General features: G+C 70.9%; 13 protein-coding genes. 5 read left to right on the top strand and 8 right to left on the bottom strand.

Translation table 11 applies throughout. The annotated features are described in order from the left end of the window. Positions 1–8: 8 nt before the first annotated feature. The 8 genes from QE410_RS01445 to QE410_RS01480 form a co-directional block, all read right to left on the bottom strand. A complete protein-coding gene (locus tag QE410_RS01445) occupies positions 9–1538 on the bottom strand; it encodes a class F sortase (RefSeq protein WP_307327002.1) in 1530 nt (509 codons plus the stop codon). A 93-nt stretch (positions 1539–1631) separates the two neighbouring features. Beyond that, the gene (locus QE410_RS01450; RefSeq protein ID WP_307327004.1) at positions 1632–2531 is read right to left on the bottom strand and encodes a DUF4397 domain-containing protein; all 900 of its coding nucleotides are present in this window, start codon (positions 2529–2531) and stop codon (positions 1632–1634) included. Positions 2532–2583: 52 nt separating this feature from the next. Further along, entirely contained in the window at positions 2584–4566 is a 1983-nt protein-coding gene (locus tag QE410_RS01455; RefSeq protein ID WP_307327006.1) for a hypothetical protein, read from the bottom strand. Further along, a complete protein-coding gene (locus QE410_RS01460) occupies positions 4563–6038 on the bottom strand; it encodes a glycosyltransferase family 2 protein (RefSeq protein ID WP_307327008.1) in 1476 nt (491 codons plus the stop codon). The genes QE410_RS01455 and QE410_RS01460 overlap by 4 nt, the downstream gene beginning before the upstream one ends. Positions 6039–6339: 301 nt before the next feature. Beyond that, positions 6340–7038, bottom strand: a complete 699-nt coding sequence (locus tag QE410_RS01465) for a FadR/GntR family transcriptional regulator (RefSeq protein WP_307327010.1) — start codon at positions 7036–7038, stop codon at positions 6340–6342. Positions 7039–7115: 77 nt separating this feature from the next. Continuing rightward, a complete protein-coding gene (locus tag QE410_RS01470; RefSeq protein ID WP_307327013.1) occupies positions 7116–8549 on the bottom strand; it encodes a GntP family transporter in 1434 nt (477 codons plus the stop codon). A gap of 36 nt (positions 8550–8585) precedes the next feature. Next, positions 8586–9485: an NAD(P)-dependent oxidoreductase gene (locus tag QE410_RS01475; RefSeq protein WP_307327014.1), complete on the bottom strand. Its 900-nt coding sequence runs from the start codon at positions 9483–9485 to the stop codon at positions 8586–8588. A gap of 31 nt (positions 9486–9516) precedes the next feature. After that, positions 9517–10956 carry a four-carbon acid sugar kinase family protein gene (locus QE410_RS01480; protein ID WP_307327016.1) on the bottom strand — a complete coding sequence of 480 codons (1440 nt, stop codon included), beginning with the start codon at positions 10954–10956 and terminating at the stop codon, positions 9517–9519. A 130-nt stretch (positions 10957–11086) separates the two neighbouring features. Between QE410_RS01480 and QE410_RS01485 the strand changes: the two genes are divergently transcribed. The 5 genes from QE410_RS01485 to QE410_RS01505 all read left to right on the top strand — a co-directional run bounded on the left by QE410_RS01485 (position 11087) and on the right by QE410_RS01505 (position 16703). After that, a complete protein-coding gene (locus QE410_RS01485) occupies positions 11087–11962 on the top strand; it encodes an ABC transporter ATP-binding protein (RefSeq protein ID WP_307327018.1) in 876 nt (291 codons plus the stop codon). Further along, a complete protein-coding gene (locus QE410_RS01490) occupies positions 11959–12762 on the top strand; it encodes an ABC transporter permease (RefSeq protein WP_307327020.1) in 804 nt (267 codons plus the stop codon). The genes QE410_RS01485 and QE410_RS01490 overlap by 4 nt, the downstream gene beginning before the upstream one ends. Positions 12763–13191: 429 nt before the next feature. Then, positions 13192–14205 carry an aldo/keto reductase family protein gene (locus QE410_RS01495; protein ID WP_307327022.1) on the top strand — a complete coding sequence of 338 codons (1014 nt, stop codon included), beginning with the start codon at positions 13192–13194 and terminating at the stop codon, positions 14203–14205. A 390-nt stretch (positions 14206–14595) separates the two neighbouring features. Further along, positions 14596–16227, top strand: a complete 1632-nt coding sequence (locus QE410_RS01500; protein ID WP_307327024.1) for a DUF4407 domain-containing protein — start codon at positions 14596–14598, stop codon at positions 16225–16227. Next, positions 16227–16703 carry an NUDIX domain-containing protein gene (locus QE410_RS01505; RefSeq protein WP_307327026.1) on the top strand — a complete coding sequence of 159 codons (477 nt, stop codon included), beginning with the start codon at positions 16227–16229 and terminating at the stop codon, positions 16701–16703. The genes QE410_RS01500 and QE410_RS01505 overlap by 1 nt, the downstream gene beginning before the upstream one ends. Positions 16704–17004 lie beyond the last annotated feature (301 nt).

Below are 17004 nucleotides of genomic sequence, written 5' to 3' on the forward strand. Positions count from 1 at the left end.
CGAGACGGTCACGCCGCGACGGCGGTGACCACCAGGTTGTCGACGTAGTGCCCGGTCGCCGGGTCCCACGCTCCGGCACACGTGACGATGCGCAGTTCGGGGGTGGGCACGGGGGCGTAAATCGACGCGGTCGGGAAAGTGTCCTTCTCGACCGTCTGCAGGTTGGTCACGACGAATTCCGCCGTCGTCCCGTCGCTGCGGGCGATCGACACGGTGTCGCCCGCCACCAGTTTGGGAAGATCGATGAAGACGGCGGGCCCGGTGGGGGAGTCGACGTGAGCGGCGATGACCGCCGGCCCCACTGCGCCGGGGAGCACGCCCTTCTCGTACCAGCCGACGGCGTCGTAATCGGTCGGGGCCTCGATCCAGCCGTCCGCGCCGCGGTCGAGACCGATCAGGTCGGAATCGACCCCAATGGCGGGGATGGAGATGTGCGCGGGCGTCGCGGTCGACGATGCGGTCGGTGCGACCGGATCCTGCAGGCCCGGGGCCGCTCCCGTCGACGCGCTGCCGGCGTCTGACGCCGAGCCTGCTGCCGCGAGCGCGGCGTCGGTCAACGGGGGACACCCCGCGAGCACGTCGTCGGTCAGCATGGCCGTCGTGAGTGCGTTCCACGCGTCGCCGTAATAGGTCGGTGTGGTCGAGGAGACCTCTGACATGGTGCCGAGATCGGATGCCGCGGCGTCGCTCCGTCCGGCACCCGCGTAGGCCGCTGCGCGGGCGGCGTAGGCGATGGCGTGCTGATCCATGGTCACCGCGCCCCCACCGGAATCGAGCTCGGCGACCAGAGCCTGGTCGGAGGGGAGCGCGTCCGCCATCCGTCCCGCGAGCGCGCGGTCGGCGGGGTCGCACGACTCGGCGAAGCGAATCGGCGCGCGGACGGCATCGTATCCGTACCGCGGTTCGCCCTCGCCGCTCGCGGATCCGGCGATCGCCACCGTGCCGTCGTCCGCGACGGTGGCCCAGTTGGTGGGCAGAGGGTTGGCGTCGAGGAGGGCGGCGGTCGCGGCGCGGCTGCCCTCGGCCAGCTCGTCCCAGCGCGCATCGCCCGACGCCTCCCCGAGAACCCTGTACGCCGCGGGCGAGGCGTAGGAGGGGTTGTACGCGTGAGGAGATGACGTCGCCCACGGACCGGGGAGGAGAATTCGGCCCAGAGCGGTGGGGGCCGTCATCTCGTCGAGCAGTGCCTCGCCCAGCGCCACGCCCTGCTCGCGCAGGTCGTCACGGTCGAAGGCGTCGGCGGCGAGCACCAGCGCGCGTGCCGCATCAAGGTCGGCGTCGGAGGCGGGCTGATCATCGACCACCGCTCCGTCCTTCCACTGCCACGACAGCAGGCCGTCGTCGCGCTGGAGGTTCTTGGTGGTCCAAGACCAGATGCGGTCGAAGCGCTCCTCGTCGCCGGCGGCCACCGCGAGGAGCAGACCGTAAGCCTGCCCCTCGCTGACGGTGTCGCCGCCCTGGTCGGTGCGCACGACCCGACCGTCGTCGACGTAGGCATCGAGGAACGCGGATGCCGTCGCGACCGTCCGCTCGCGCACTCCGGGTGTCATCGGTCGGTGCCGCGCAAGCGGTGAGGACCATCCCGACGGCCGCGGAGAGCGCGCCGACGCCGAGGAGCCCCCGCGTGCCGCTCACACGGTTCCCTTCGCCGCCCGGCGGCGCCGCACGACGACCGCTGAGATGAGGGCGATGAGCAGCGCACCGGCGCCGGCCAGCAGCCCCGCCGCGGGGACGGGCTGCGCGGCCGTGCCCCCTCCGCCGGTGTGGATGCCGCCGATGGGCATGTCGGCGAGGGTGGCGGAGTCGGTGACCGCCCGCGCGGTCAGGGTGCCGGCGGCATCGTCGAGGACGAAGAGGGTCGAAACGCTCCCCGCGGGGAGGTCGACGGCCGAGGATGCCGTCTCGTCGGCACCCGACAGTTCGAGGTCCCACGATCCGGCGGAGACCTCGGCGTAGTCCGTCGCCGACCCGGTGGGAACGGATCGGGCGATCGCGCGCCCCTGCGCGGTGTCGACGTCGACCACGGGTTCGATGGTGGAGGCCTGGACCACCCGCACGCGCGCATCGCCTGCCGCGGGCGCGGAGAGGTCGTCGGTGAAGACGGCGGTCTTCAGGTCGGCGTTGCGTCCGTAGGCGGCGACGGTGACGGGCACCCCCTGCGACACGTCGACGGATTGCCGCACGACGGGTTCGGCGTCGTCGGCGGCATCGGAGGGCACCATGGCGACGACGTAGGTCCCCTCCGCGAGCGGGATGTACGGGCTGACCGCTCCGTAGGCGACGTCGTCGAGCTCGTAGACCACGGCACCGCCGGCCAGGGCCGTGAGCTGCACGTCGACCGACTTGGTGTCGGGCGAAAGGTGGGCCACGCGCGCCCACCCGCTGGGGGCGGGAGAAGCCGCCATCGCGGCGGGTGCGGTGGCGACCCCGAGGGCCAGGGGCAGTGCGGCGGCCGCGGCCAACGCGAGGGCGCGCAGGCCGCGCCGGGGCGTGCGGCTCGAGGAACGGGAGGTGTCGATGGTGCGGGTCATGGCGGATCCTTTCATCGGGGGGTCAGGGGGATGGTGCGGTGAGGGAGCGGTGTCACGTGGTCGGACGGGGAAGCAGGCCGGTCGGTTCGTCGGGGGAGTAGGTCACGACCACCCCGGCGTCACTGCGCTCGACCGAGACCGGGCGTAGCTGGCCCGCGAGAGACTCGTAGAACCGCACCACCGCGTCGGAACCGGGTGCCGTGCCGCGCGCATCCTGGCCGGCGAACGAGCTGACGACGAACTGGCGGTGCACTCCGGAGGGATCCCCCTCCAGCTGCGCGATGTCGGCGAGGTCGATGCGGCCGGTCGAGGAGAGCTGGCCCAGCGTGAGCAGGATGCGTCCATCGACGACTCCGGAGGTGAGCAGGTCCTGCGCCGCACCGGGAACGCCGACGTCGGGGTTGCGCAGCAGCTGCTGCCCGGCGATGGAGCGTGCGGCATACAGTCCGTCGTCGGCAGCCTGCGCGAGGGCGGCCTGATCGCGGTCAACGAGGCGCACGTCGACCTGCTGCGCAGCCTGGCCGAACGAGGCGACGACGACGCTGTTCTCGATGGCCTGACGGACGGTCGGGGACTCGGTGGGGAAGGTCCGCATCGAGTCCGTGGTGATCACGTAGTCGTAATCTCGCCAGCCGTCGGGTGCGAGATCCTGCACATCGGTGTCGGTGTCGGCCTTGTAGTACCAGACGACGTCCTCGCGAGCGAAGCCCGCCTCGACGAGGTCGACCCACATCGCGTCGTCGACGAGCATGCGGGCGTCGCCGGGGGCGTTCTGCGACATCCAAGCCTCCGCATCGCGCAGCGGCCGGTCGAGATCGGCGAGGAGGAACCCCCGCAACTGTGTGGCCCACAGCGGACCTGCCGACACCAGGGCGACGAGGAGTCCGGATGCCAGGGCGACCCCGCCGAAGCGGCGCAGCGTCGCGCGCGAGCGCAGCGACGCGACGGCCACCTGCCCCACGCCGGCCACGACGATCGAGGCGAAGGGGAGCATCATGATGACGTACGGCACCGGAAGGTAGCCGCCGCGGAACATGAACGCGGTCAGCGCGAGGAGGGTGATCGCCCAAGGGCGCAGGCGGCGGACGAACAGCGCCGCCACGGCCGCCGCCAGCGCGGTGACGATGAGGACCGCGTCGAGCTGCCACCAGAGACCCGCTGTGCGCGAGAACAGGCTCTCGGGGTCGAACAGCGAGCCGCTGCCGTCGCGGGAGGCCAACTGGAAGGCCAGGCCGTCCCACAGGCTGACGCGACCGTCGGCGGGCATGACCTCGCCCTTGACTACCGCGAAAGCCACGTAGGTCAGGCCGATCAGGCCGAGGACGGCTGCGGCGACGGACAGGGTGTAGCGGCGTGTCGTGCGGTCGGCCCCGCGCCACATGAACCAGGCGATCAGAGGCAGGGCGAGGAGGTAAGTCTCCTTCGTCAGTACGGCGACGCCGAACGCCGCGGCCGCCCCGACATAGCCGATCAGCTGCGCGCGTCGACTGAGAGCGAGCAGCAGCGCCGCGAGGAGCCAGGCGGTCGCGATGTTGTCGAGGTACACCTGCCGGTGGAACTGCACCGCGAGCGGGGACAGCAGGAAGACCGCCACCGCGACGGAGGCGGTCGGGCGCGCGAACCCGATGCGGCGCACGAGTGCCCACAGCAGGATGGCGGCAATCCCTGTGGCCACGAGCATGGCCTCGCGGGCGGCGACCACGGCGATGTCGTACCGGGCCCACGCGTCGGTCAGGCCGGCGTAGGCGGCGATCTGCATCCACCCGAGCGGCGGGTGGTCGTACCAGTAGGTGTAGTGCGTCAGCTCGCCGAGGTTGCCGATGCTCCAGGCCTGGGCGGTATATGTGCCCTCGTCGTCGATGCGCTGGGGCGAGCCACCGAGGTTGAGCGCGTTGACGAGGAGTCCGATGAGCAGGGGCGGAAGCAGCCACGCGAGGTCCGTGATCCGGCCACGCCGGCGAAGCGAGCGCGCGCGGAACAGACGGTCGGGCGACGGGGCGTCCGCCGCCGACGGGCGATCAAGCAGAGAGGTCATCGTGCTCCCTCCGTCGCTGCGTCGACCAATTCACGGGACGGCGCCGCCGGGGTCGTGGCATCCCGATGCGCGCCCGTGTGCTCGGTCTTCTCCCAACTCCCGTCGCCGCGCAGCTGCCGGACAACGGAGCGCACAGCGGCGGCGGCGAGGAACACCTGATACGGAACGAGGCCCAGAACGAGTCGCACGTAGTCGCGTATCGACACCTTTTTGTCGTAGACGCGCCCGAACTCCGTCAGCCCCGCGGCCTCGACCACGAGCGTGATCACCGTGGGAATGAGAGGCAGAAAGGTGATGAGCGCGACCGGCGTGGGCACCTTGACCAGCAGGATGAACGCCACCGAGACGGGGATGAGCAGGCCGGTCGCCGCCTGAAGGAACGGCATGTTCAGCAGGTACCGGGCGTACATGCGCTGGCGGAGGGTCGGCAGTGCCTTCCACTCGCCCTTGCCGAGTACCTGCAGGAATCCCTGGTTCCAGCGGGTGCGCTGCTTGTAAAGGGACTTCAGGGTGGGCGGGGTCTCCTCCCGCGTGACGTACTCGGGGTTGTAGGCGACGACGACCTTGGCGCCGTCGCTCGACAGCCGCACGCCCAGCTCGCAGTCCTCGGCGAGGCACTGGTCGTCCCAGCCGCGGGACCAGGTGAGACGCTTGCGGGTGACGAACACGGTGTTGCCGCCGAGCGGGATGAACTTCGAGCGCGCGTGGAAGTGCAGTCGCGAGCGGAACCAGAAGTAGTACTCGAGCACGTTGCGCAGCGACCACCAGCTGGTTTCGAAGTTCATGAGCTGGACGCCGCCCTGGACGACGTCGGCTCCGGTCTCCTGGAACTTCGAGTCGACGACGGTGAGGAGCCCCGGGTGCACCTCGTCCTCGGCATCGAAGACGCCGACCACGTCGCCCGTGGCGATCTGCAGGGCCTTGTTCAGCGCCTTCGGCTTGTTCTTGGGCACGCTGTCGTCGACGACGACCGTGATGAGGTCGGGATGCCGAGCGGCGGCCTGTCGCACGACGAGTTCGGTGCCGGGATCGTCATGGCCGACGATCGCGATGATCTCGAAGTCCGGATGATCCTGCTGCGCGAGACGGTCGAGCGTCTGCCCCATCACTTCCTCCTCGTGTCTCCCGGGAACGAGCAGGGTGAAGCGGTGGCGCGCGGGGTGGGGCGTGGCGCTGAACTGTGTGGCACGAAGGTCGGCGGCGGAGCGCCAGGCGTGCAGCATCCACCACAGCGTCGTCGTCGCGACCACGGTGAGCAGAAGGGCGAGAACGATGACGCCGCTGTAGCCGAACCACTCGCCGATCGACCAGTCGGGGAGAAACCCTCCGGTCACCGAGGAACCCGGCTGTGCCGGGACGGGGACCGTCACGACGTCGTCGGGAAGGCCGGGGGCGGGGGCGACGGGCGTGAGCAGCGGACCGGGCGTGGGGTCCGGTGCCGTTTCGACCCGGATGGCGGTGAGCAATGACATGGAAGGACGACCTCCAGCGTCGACGGGGACGCTTCGAGTGCGGTAAGGGGGACGCACGACGACCGGGGGGAGCAACACCGTGCAAAGGTCATCCGGGGTCGGGTGGGGGGATGGTTTGGCTTGTCCAGACGATTGCCAGGGTCTTCGCCGGGTCACGGGGAACGGCGTCCAGGGCGCCCGGTGCATGACCAGGGGGAATCGAGGCGGGTTGACGTCGGTGTCTCGTTGATCCGGAGCCGCCTCCGTGGCGCGAAGAAGGACGCAGATCGAACAATGCACGATCGCCGCTGCGGCGCCGTGGTCAGGCGTGCAGCACGTGCTCGCGCAGATCCTCGAGGGTCTGTCGCATGTGGGAGTCCATGGCGCGGCGGGCGTCTTCGGGGTCGCCGTCGCGGAGGGCGTCGAGCACGTGTTCGTGCTCGACGATGGCGTGCTCCTGGATGAGCCGCACCCGTGATGTCTGCGCGCGGCGCTCCGAGAGCACCTCGGTCAAGGGCGCGAACATCACGGTGAGGAACGGGTTGCGCGAGGCCGCGATGATGCGATCGTGGAACGACAGATCGGCGGCGACGAAGGATGCCAGATCGTCGGTGCGATGGGCATCGCGCATGGCGTCGAGGTCGGCGGCGATGGCATCCACTTCGTCGGGCGTCGCCCGAGACGCGGCCAGAGCCGCGGCCCCCGTCTCGAAGATGCGCCGCAGCTCGATGAGCTGCTCGGCGGCCTCCGCGTCGCCGGTCGCCGAGGTGGCGGCGAGGACCGCACTCAGCGACGTCCAGCGTGAGACCGGCTGGACGAAAGACCCGCGCCCGCTCTCGACCCGCACGACTCCACGCGCCTGGAGCGTCTTGACCGCCTCGCGCACGGTGACCCGGCTGACGTCGAAGCGCTCGCCGAGCTCCGGTTCACTGGGGAGAGCCTGGTCGGCGAGGAGACGGCGCGCGACGATGTCGTCGAACAGCCCGTCGACGACCTCGTCGACACGTGAGCGTCGTGCCATGGCATCCCCTTTCCGCTCCAACCTAATCGCCGGGCCGGGGAACATCCGTCCCCGACCCGGCGTGCGTGCAGAACCGGTCAGCCCGCCAGGGCGAACACCGCCCACGTCAGCAGGAAGCCCGCGACGCCGAGGATGGTCGTGAGCACCGTCCAGGTGCGCAGGCCGTCGGCGACCGTGAGGCCCAGATAGCGCGTGACGATCCAGAATCCGGCGTCGGTGACCATCGACAGGCCGAGCGAGCCGAAGCCCACGGCCACCGCGACCGCGGCGATCTGCAGCGGCGTATACCCGGCCTCGGCGACGCCCGCCGACAGCAGGCTCGCCGTGGTGACGATGGCGACCGTCGCCGAGCCCTGGGCGGCGCGCAGAGCGAGCGTGATGAGGAACGCCGCGCCCAGCAGGGGAACGCCGAGGTGCTCGAGGGTGACCGACAGGGCGGTGCCGATTCCGGATGCCTGCAGCACGGCGCCGAACACACCGCCGCCGGCCACGACGAGCAGGATCGATGCGATCGGGGGCATGGAGCTCTCGAACACCTCGTTCGTGCGGGCGAGGCCCCAGCGGCGGCGCACCGGCAGCACGAAGAAGGCCACGATGACTGCCACGAGCAGTGCGAACGCCGGGGTGCCGATGAAGGTCGCGACGCCGCGGCCGGTCGACCCCGCCGGCAGGCTCAGCGAGAGCATCGTGCCGATGAGGATCTGCACGATGGGCAGAGCGATCAGCGCGACGACGGTTCCGGTGCTCGGCGGCGCCACGACGGTGCCGTCGGCGCGGCGGGACTCGATGACCGTCGAGGTCTGACCGAACTCGGCCATCTGGGTCGCGACCCGCGGGGCCAGGGCGTACTCGGTGCGGTTCATGATGCGCGCGACCCAGAAGCACAGGAACCCGAGCACGGCGCAGATGGGCAGGGCGATCGCGGTGACCAGGCCCAGGTCGGCGCCGAAGACGCCCGCGCCCGCGACGATGCCGGGGTGCGGCGGAACGGCCACGTGCACGGCGAGCATGAGGCCGAACATCGGCAGGCCGAACACGATCGGCTTGACGCCGGCGATTCTGCTGAAGGCGTAGAGGATCGGCACGAGCACGATGACGCCGACTTCGAAGAACACCGGGATCGCCACGACGAAGGCGACGATGGTCAGGGCGATCGCCACGCGGCGAGGCCCGAGGCGGTCGGTGAAGCTCTCGGCGAGCTGCTGGACACCGCCCGACACCTCGATGAGGCGTCCGAGGATCGCGCCCAGCGCGATGATGATGAGCACCTTGCCCATGGTCGATCCGACGCCGTTCGCGACGATGGTGAACACGTCGCCCGCGGGGATCTGCGCGGAGATCGCGACGGCGACGCTCGTGATGAGCAGCGCGACGAACGCGTGCACCTTGAACAGGATGATGAGCACGAGCAGCAGGGCGATACCGGCTGCCGCGATGGCGAGCAGGGCGCCGGTGCCGAACTCCACCGCGGGGGCGATGGGCGGCGTGTCGGCCGTGAGGATGAGGGGCATGGCGGGATCTCCTTCGATTCCGTGTTCGGGTGGGGGTCAGTCGTTGCGACGCTCGGGGGCGACCGCGCGGATGACGGCGGAGTCGTCGTTCGAGCCGAGGCCCTGCGAGCGACCGGTGAGGTAGAGCTGCTCGGCGGCGGCCGCGATGGGGGTGGGCAGACCCACGCGGCGCGCGGCGTCTCCGACGATCCCCATGTCCTTCACGAAGATGTCGAGCGCGCTCAGCACCTCGGCGCCCTCTTCGTCGTAGGCCTGCAGCATGCGGGGCCCGCGGTTGCCGAGCATGAACGACGCGGCGGCGCCGCCCATGAGCGCCTCGAGGGTCTTCTCGGGGTCGAGCCCGAGGGCGTCGGCCAGGGCGAGGGCCTCCCCGGCCGCGGCGATGTGCACGCCGCAGAGCAGCTGATTGACCGTCTTGAGCGCCTGACCGTCTCCGGGGTTGTCGCCCACCACGGTCAGGGTGGATGCCAGCAGCTCCAGCACCGGCGCCGCCTTCGCGCGCGCGGCGGGGGACGCGCCCACGACGATCAGCAGGTCGCCCTGACCCGCGCGGACGGGGCCGCCCGACAGCGGCGCGTCGACGAGGTCGACGCCGAGCTCGGCGAGGCGGTCGGCGACGGGGCGGATGCCGGAGGTGCCGACGGTGCTGGTGAGGATGACGACCGAGCCCGGACGCAGGGCGGTGGCGATCCCGTTCTCGCCGAAGAGCACGTCGTCGAGCTGGTACTGGTCGCGCACGGCCAGCAGCACGGCGTCGGCTTCGGCCACCGCGTCAGCGGCAGAGGGGAAGGCGATGACGCCGTGCTCCTCGGCGAGCGAGAGGCGGGCGGGGGCGATGTCGAAGCCGTGGACGCGGAGTCCGGTGGCCAGGCGCGTGGCCATGGGAAGACCCATGGCGCCCAGGCCCAGGACGGCGACGGTGGAGGTGGTGGTCATGGCGTAGCTCCTTTGCGATGCGGGACGGATGTCAGCGGTCGGCGGTGGCCGCGGGGGTTCGGGTGAGGGTGGAGACGACGTGGGCGAGCGCGTCGTCGTCGCCGACGTTGCCCGCGAAGACGACGTACGGAACGCCCACGGCGGGGCCGTCGACGGGCTCCCAGAGCGAGATGATGCCGGGCAGCATCGGCCCGAGCACCGTCGCGCGGCGCATCGAGAGGCCGCGGGCGGCCACGTCGCTCGAGGTGATCCCGCCCTTGGCGACGACGAAACGCGGGCGGGTCTGCGCCACGACGTCTTGCACGATCTGCACGACGGCCGACGAGACGGTGCGCGCGATCTCGAGGCTGGCGTCGGCGTCGGCCGCGACGGTGACGGTGCGGGAGGTGCTGACCACGACGTCGCCGTCGTCGAGGGCGGCGGCCACGTCGGCTGCGGTCTGCCGCAGGTAGGCGGGGGCGCCCGTCGGGTCGAGCACTCGCGCGACGTCGATCTCGATGTCGGTGATGTCGGAGTGCACCGCCCGCAGCCGCGTGAGCTGGCGGGTGGTGACGGCGACGTGCGAACCGACGACGATCAGACCGCCACGCTGGGCACCGCCGTCGGGAAAGGCCTCCGCGGTGGTGAGCGGGGCGCGTTGCTCCGCACCGATGCGCGCGCGCACGAACGGCGGTCCCACGCGTGACAGCAGGTTCTTCCCCCGTCGACGCGCCTCGATCAGTCCCAATGACAGCAGGCGCAGATCGTCTTCTGTCACGACGTCGCACACGATGGGCGTGCGGTCTTCGGCATCCTGGATCGCGTCGGCGACCGCTTCGGCCCCCGCTCGCACGATCGACAGGTCGATCACGATGACGGATGCCGCGGGGTGACGGCCGTCGGACTTCTCGGCGACCCATTCGGCGAGGTCGGAGCTGGAGTAGCCGAAGGTGGCGTCGCGGGCGAACTCGGTCTCGCCGATGGGGCGGAGCTCGTCGCCTTCGCGCATGTAGTGGACGCCGCCGATGGTGACACGGCCGGCGTCGGGGAACGCGGGGACGATCAGCACGCCGTCGATGGGGGCGCCGCCGGCGGCGACGATGGTCTCGGCGAGCGTGTCGGTCTCGAGCGGGAAGTGCCCGCGCAGGGTCGAGTCTCCGCGGCTGACGAACTCGACGTCGACGCCCGCCTCGCGCGCGGCGGCGAGGGCGTTCGCCGCGACCTCGCGGTTGCGGGTGCGGGCGTCGGCCTCGCCCAGGCTGCGGGCGTTGGTCAGCACGTAGACGGCCGGAGCGTCGGTCGCGAAGACCGCGGCGAAGTCGGTGGCATCCCAGGCGGTGAGGACGGGGAGGTCTGCGACCGACTGGGTTCCCGTCGGGTCGTCATCGAGCACCACCAGGCGCGAACCGAGGGCGGCGGACGCCGAGCGGACCTCGTCGGCTGCGACGGCCAGTGGCGCGGGAAAACCCCGCAGAGCGTGCGCTTCGATCATCGTCTCACTCCTTCGTGCGGACATAAGCTGTTAGCCGTCAGCCATCATATGGCTTTGGTTTCGCCATGCCAAGAGTTTTCGCAGGACCGACTGTTCCTGAACGACGAGCGTGGCCGCCAGACTGAGCCCCATGAGCGAACACGTCGTGCGGGTCCAGGATCTTCGCAAGACCTACCGCGGGGGCCTCGAGGCCCTGCGCGGGGTGAGCTTCGACATCGGCCGGGGCGAGACGTTCGCGCTGCTCGGGCCCAACGGCGCCGGCAAGAGCACCGTCATCGAGATCCTCGAGGGCTACCGCGACCGCACGAGCGGCGAGGTGAGCGTGCTCGGGGTCGACCCGCACCGCGGGGGCCTCGACTGGAAGGCGCGCCTGGGCATCGTGCTGCAGAACACCGGCGAGGCGCCGACGGCGTCCGTGCGAGAGCTGCTCGCGCACTTCGCTTCGTTCTACCCGCGTTCGCGCGACGTCGACGAGGTGATCGCCGCGGTGGGGTTGAGCGAGAAGGCGAAGGTGTCCGTGCGGAAGCTCTCGGGCGGACAGCGCCGCCGGGTCGACGTCGCACTGGGGATCATCGGCCGGCCCGAACTGCTGTTCCTCGACGAGCCCACGACCGGTTTCGACCCGGAGGTGAGGCGGCATTTCTGGGACCTGATCCGGCAGCTCCAGGCCGAAGGGACGACGATCCTGCTGACCACCCACTATCTCGACGAGGCCGCCGAGCTCGCGGAGCGCGCCGCGATCATCGTCGCCGGCGAGGTGGCATCCGTGGGACCCATCGACGACCTGGGCGGCCCCGCCGCGCGCGTGCCGATCGTGCGGTGGCGCGAGGGAGACGCGATGCACGAGGAGCGCACCGACGACCCCGGCGCTCTCGTCGCCGGCCTCTACGCCCGCGGTGGCGAACCCGACCGCCTCGAAGTGGTGCGCCCGAGCCTCGAAGACGTGTACCTGTCGTTCCTCGGCGACGAAGCGCGGCGCGTGACCGAGGCCGGGAACGCCGCGTGAGCCGCGTGCTGCGGCTCGGCGCCGCGCGCATCGCGTTCGAGGTGCGCTCGTACTTCCGTCAGGGCGACTCGGTGTTCTTCACGTTTCTGTTCCCCGTGATGATCCTGCTGATCTTCGCCGTCGCCTTCGACGCGCAGACGTTCGGCCCTCCCGGGGAAGAAGTGGATGCCGCGCAGTTCTACCTCCCCGCGATGCTCGCCGCCGGCGTGCTGCTGTCGGGCCTGCAGAACATGTCGATCGACATCGCAATGGAGCGCAGTGACGGCACGCTCAAGCGCCTCGGCGGCACGCCCCTGAGCCCCGTGTCGTACTTCATCGGCAAGCTCGGACAGGTGCTCATCACCGGGTTTCTGCAGTCGGTGCTGCTCATCGTCGTCGCCGCGGTGTTCTTCGGGGTGCCGCTGCCGACCGAGCCCGAGCGTTGGCTCACCTTCGCGTGGGTGTTCGTGCTCGGCGTCACCACCTGCGCGATCCTCGGCATCGGTCTGTCGGCGCTGCCGCGCACCGGTCGCAGCGCCACCGGTGTCGTCATCCCGATCGTGCTGCTGCTGCAGTTCATCTCGGGCGTCTATATCAACTTCGCGGCCCTCCCCGACTGGTTGCAGGACTTCGCGAGCATCTTCCCGCTGAAGTGGCTGGCGCAGGGTTTCCGATCGGTGTTCCTGCCCGAGAGCTTCGCGGATGCCGAGCCCTCGGGGTCGTGGGACCACCCCCTCATCCTGCTCGTGACGGCGCTGTGGCTGGTGGTGGGTCTCGCGCTGGTGCGCGTGACGTTCCGCTGGATCCGCAAGGACGCGTGAGCGGGCCTCTCCCCGCCGCGTGAGGGGTCTTCGCGCGCATGGGGGGTCTTCGCGCGCGTGAGGGGTCTTCGAGCGCGTGAGGGGTCAAGAAGTGTCGCTTGAGGCGCTTCTGGGCGACACATTCTGACTCCTCACGCGGGGAGGGGGGATGCCGGCTTCGGCGCGTGCCCCCGTCTGCGCGCGCGGGTCTTCGAGCGCGTGAGGGGTCGAGAAGTGTCGCTTCAGGCGCTTGGGGGCGACACATTCTGACCCCTCGCGCGGGGCGCGGGATGCCGCGGCGTTCGAGCGCGTGCCGCGCTTCCGGCACGTGAGGGGTCAAGGAGTGTCGCTTCGTGCGCTTCTGGGCGACAGAAACTGACCCCTCGCGCGGAGAGGAGGGGGAGCGGATGCCACGGCCCCGGTGTCGGTGGCCAGGGTTAGCGTGGAGGGATGGTCGGTTATCGCTACCTCGGAAACAGTGGATTCAAGATCTCGGAGATCAGCCTCGGCAACTGGGTGACCCACGGCTCGCAGGTCGGTGACGACGCCGCGATCGCGACGGTGCACGCCGCGCTCGATGCGGGCATCACGACGTTCGACACCGCCGACACCTACGCCAACACGGCGGCGGAGACCGTACTCGGAAAGGCCCTCGAGGGGCAGCGGCGGGAGTCGCTCGAGATCTTCACGAAGGTGTATTTCCCCACCGGTCCCAAGGGTCCGAACGACACCGGGCTCAGCCGCAAGCACATCATGGACTCCATCAACGGCTCGCTGAAGCGCCTCGGCACCGACTACGTCGACCTCTACCAGGCCCACCGGTTCGACTACGAGACGCCCCTCGAAGAGACGTTCCAGGCGTTCGCCGATGTCGTGCGGCAGGGTAAGGCTCTCTACATCGGCGTGTCGGAATGGACGGCCGAGCAGCTGCGAGACGGACATGCGCTGGCGAAGCAGCTCGGCATCCAGCTCATCTCGAACCAGCCGCAGTACTCGATGCTGTGGCGCGTGATCGAGGGCAAGGTCGTGCCGACCAGCGAAGAGCTCGGCATCTCGCAGATCGTCTGGTCGCCGATGGCGCAGGGCGTGCTCAGCGGCAAGTACCTGCCCGGTCAGCCGGTGCCCGAGGGATCGCGCGCGACTGACGAGAAGAGCGGCGCCACCTTCATCAAGCGGTTCCTCAACGACGACACCCTCGAGGCCGTGCAGCGGCTCAAGCCCATCGCCGACGAGGCGGGGCTCGGCATGCCGCAGCTCGCGATCGCGTGGGTCCTGCAGAACCCCAACATCGCCGCCGCCCTCGTGGGCGCCTCGCGCCCCGAGCAGCTGGCCGACACCGTGAAGGCCTCGGGTGTGACCCTCGACGCCGACACCCTCGCCGCCATCGACGACGCCCTCGGCGACGCGGTCTTCTCCGACCCCGACAACACGTACGAGGTGTCGCCGAAGCAGCGCCTGGTCTGACGCGGACGGCTGAGCGGGTCGGACGTTCGCGTCTGGCTCGCTTTCGCGTGCGGGGCGCTGCGGGGCGCGGCGCTGCGTCCGGCGCTCGGCGCCCGGCCCCGGCCCGTTCGGGCCGCGAGATGACTCGATGTGCGCGAGATCACACGCTATTCGCCGCAATCGTGTGTGATCTCGGGTGGAACGTGTGATCTCGCCGGGCGATCCGGGCGGGCGGCGGTCCCGGCGGCGGTGCGCTGGTGCGGGGCGTGCGCGATCCGGGCGGGCGGCGGCCCGGGCGGTGATGCGCGGGTGCGGCGGCGCGGAGCGCGGCCGCCAGAGCCCGGGCGGGCGCTGGGCCGTGCCTCAGGCCCCGCTCAGGTGCGGGCAGGGAGCGGGTCGTACCCTGTGCGAATGTCCTTTTCCGCTCACCGGCCCGGCCGCTTCGGTTCCGACGGCCGCATCGAGTTCACGACGGACGAGGAACGCGAGCAGTATCTCGACGACATCCTCGCCGCGCAGAACGCGGCGAAACCCGAGACCGCCGCTCACGATCACACCGCCGAGCCCTGGCGTGCCCCCTCCACTGGCGACGAGCCGCGCGACCCGTTCCTGGACGACGACCCCCTCTCGTCCGACCGCGATGAGACCGCGGTGCTCGACCGCGACGAGACCGCCGTGCTCGACCGCGAAACCGAGGCCCCGGCTCCCGAGGCCGAGAGCGACGTCGAACCCGAGAAGGTTCCGCCCGCAACGCCCGCCCCCGCGGCATCCGAGCCCCGTCCGACGCGGCTCCGCCGGCACGACCCCCGTCGCCCGAGCCTCTCGCTCGTCCGTCGCATGGCCGTGCTCGGCGGTGCCGACAATGACGTGCTCGACGAGGTGCCTGAAGAGGTGCCGCGCTTCGTGCAGATGTTCCTCGTGCTGGCGGGTACGGCGCTCGTCTCGGCGCTGTCGATGATGTTCGCGCTGCTGACCGGCGTGCGCGTCAGTATCTTCTTGGCGATTCCGCTCGCGCTCGTGTGGGGTCTGATCATCTTCAACCTCGACCGCTTCCTCACCTCGACGATGCGCTCGACCAAGAACCTCTTCCGGCTGCTCGGCCTCGCCCTGCCGCGCGTGATCATGGCCGCGCTGATCGGCGTCGTGGTGGCCGAGCCGCTCGTGCTGCAGATCTTCCAGAACGACATCGTGCGCGAGGTCAACTCCACCAACGTCACCCAGGCGCTGAGCGATCAGGATGCCGTCACCAGCGGCCCCGAGAAGCAGGCGCTCGACGCGGCGACGGCGCAGGTCTCGGCGCTCGAGAACCAGGCGGCGACCGGCATCGTGACCGGAACGTCGTCGACCTCGGCGGAGTCCGCCGCCGCCCAGCAGACCGTGGATCAGCTCACGCAGCAGCTCGCCGCGCAGCAGACCGTGATCGACCAGGCGCGGGCGGTGTACCAGTGCGAGCTCACGGGTCAGGGCGCGGGAACCGTCCCGGGCTGCACCGGTCTCGCCGGCAGCGGCGCGAGCTCCGACGCCGCGCAGGCGCAGCTGCAGCAGGCGCAGTCGGCGTACGACTCGCTGTCGACGCAGCTGCAGCAGGCGCAGTCGACCCTCGCGGCCGCGAACACCGCGGGCGCGGCGGCGGCGGCATCCACCGCCGACGCCAACAAGCAGCAGGCGCAGGATCAGCTTCCCGCAGCGCGCGCGCAGTACGAGTCGGCGCTCGCGGCATACAACGCGCGCGCGGAGTCCGTCGCCGACGGCAACGCGGGAGCCGTGGGCCTGCTGAGTCAGATCACGGCGCTCGAACGATTGTCGGATCGCGAGCCGGTGCTGCGGTGGGCGCACTACTTGATCGCCGCGTTGTTCTTCATGATCGAGCTGCTGCCCGTGCTCGTGAAGGTGCTGACCGGGTTCGGCGGCCCGTCGCTGTACGAGAAGGCCGAGAAGATGCGCGGCCAGATCGCCCTCGACCGGGTCACGGCCCGCACGTACCGCAAGCGCGCCGACATCATCGCCGACGAGGCGAACAAGGTCCCCGCCGCGGTGACCTGATGGTCGTGTGGAGCGCGGGACTCCTGCTGTACCGGCTGGCGCCGGAACCGCAGGTGTTCCTCGCGCACATGGGCGGGCCGTTCTGGGCCGCGAAGGACGCCGGCGCGTGGTCGATCCCGAAGGGCGAGTACGACCCCGACGGCGAGGGGGCGCTGGATGCCGCCCGCCGCGAGTTCCGCGAGGAACTCGGCGTCGAGCCGCCCGAGGTCGAATGGGCGGAGCTCGGCACCTTCGCGTACTTGTCGGGCAAGAAGGTGGTCGTGTTCGCGGGCGACGGCGCCGCGTTCACGGCATCCGGGTTCGTGTTCGGGGAGTTCGAGATGCAGTGGCCGCCGCGTTCGGGTCGCATGGCGTCGTTTCCCGAGGTTGACCGCGCCGAGTGGATGAGCTTGGATGCCGCTCGCGACGCGCTCGTGAAGGGCCAGCGTCCCGCGATCGATGCGCTGGCTGTCGCGCTGGAGGCTCTCCCCGGCTGATCCGCCCCCGGCTCTGCGGCGCGTGCCGGTGCGGGCGCGGCGCCGCGCGGCGCGGGTCGCCGGGTGCGTGCACAACGCAGGAGAATCGGCGGCGGTGCGGGGGGCGATGCCGCGTGTTTCCGGGGGTGGGCGGTGCCGCGGGTGCGATTGTTCCTGCGTTGTGCACGGGCGCGGGGGTCGGGCTGCACGCACGGTGTCGGCGCGGGCGCGGCGCGGCCCGAGGCGCATGCACGACTCAGGAGTATCCGGGGCGGTGCCTCGTGTTTCCGGGGGTGGGCGGTGCCGCCGGTGTGATCGTTCC

This window comes from Microbacterium sp. SORGH_AS_1204 (genome assembly GCF_030818935.1).
Lineage (GTDB): Bacteria > Actinomycetota > Actinomycetes > Actinomycetales > Microbacteriaceae > Microbacterium.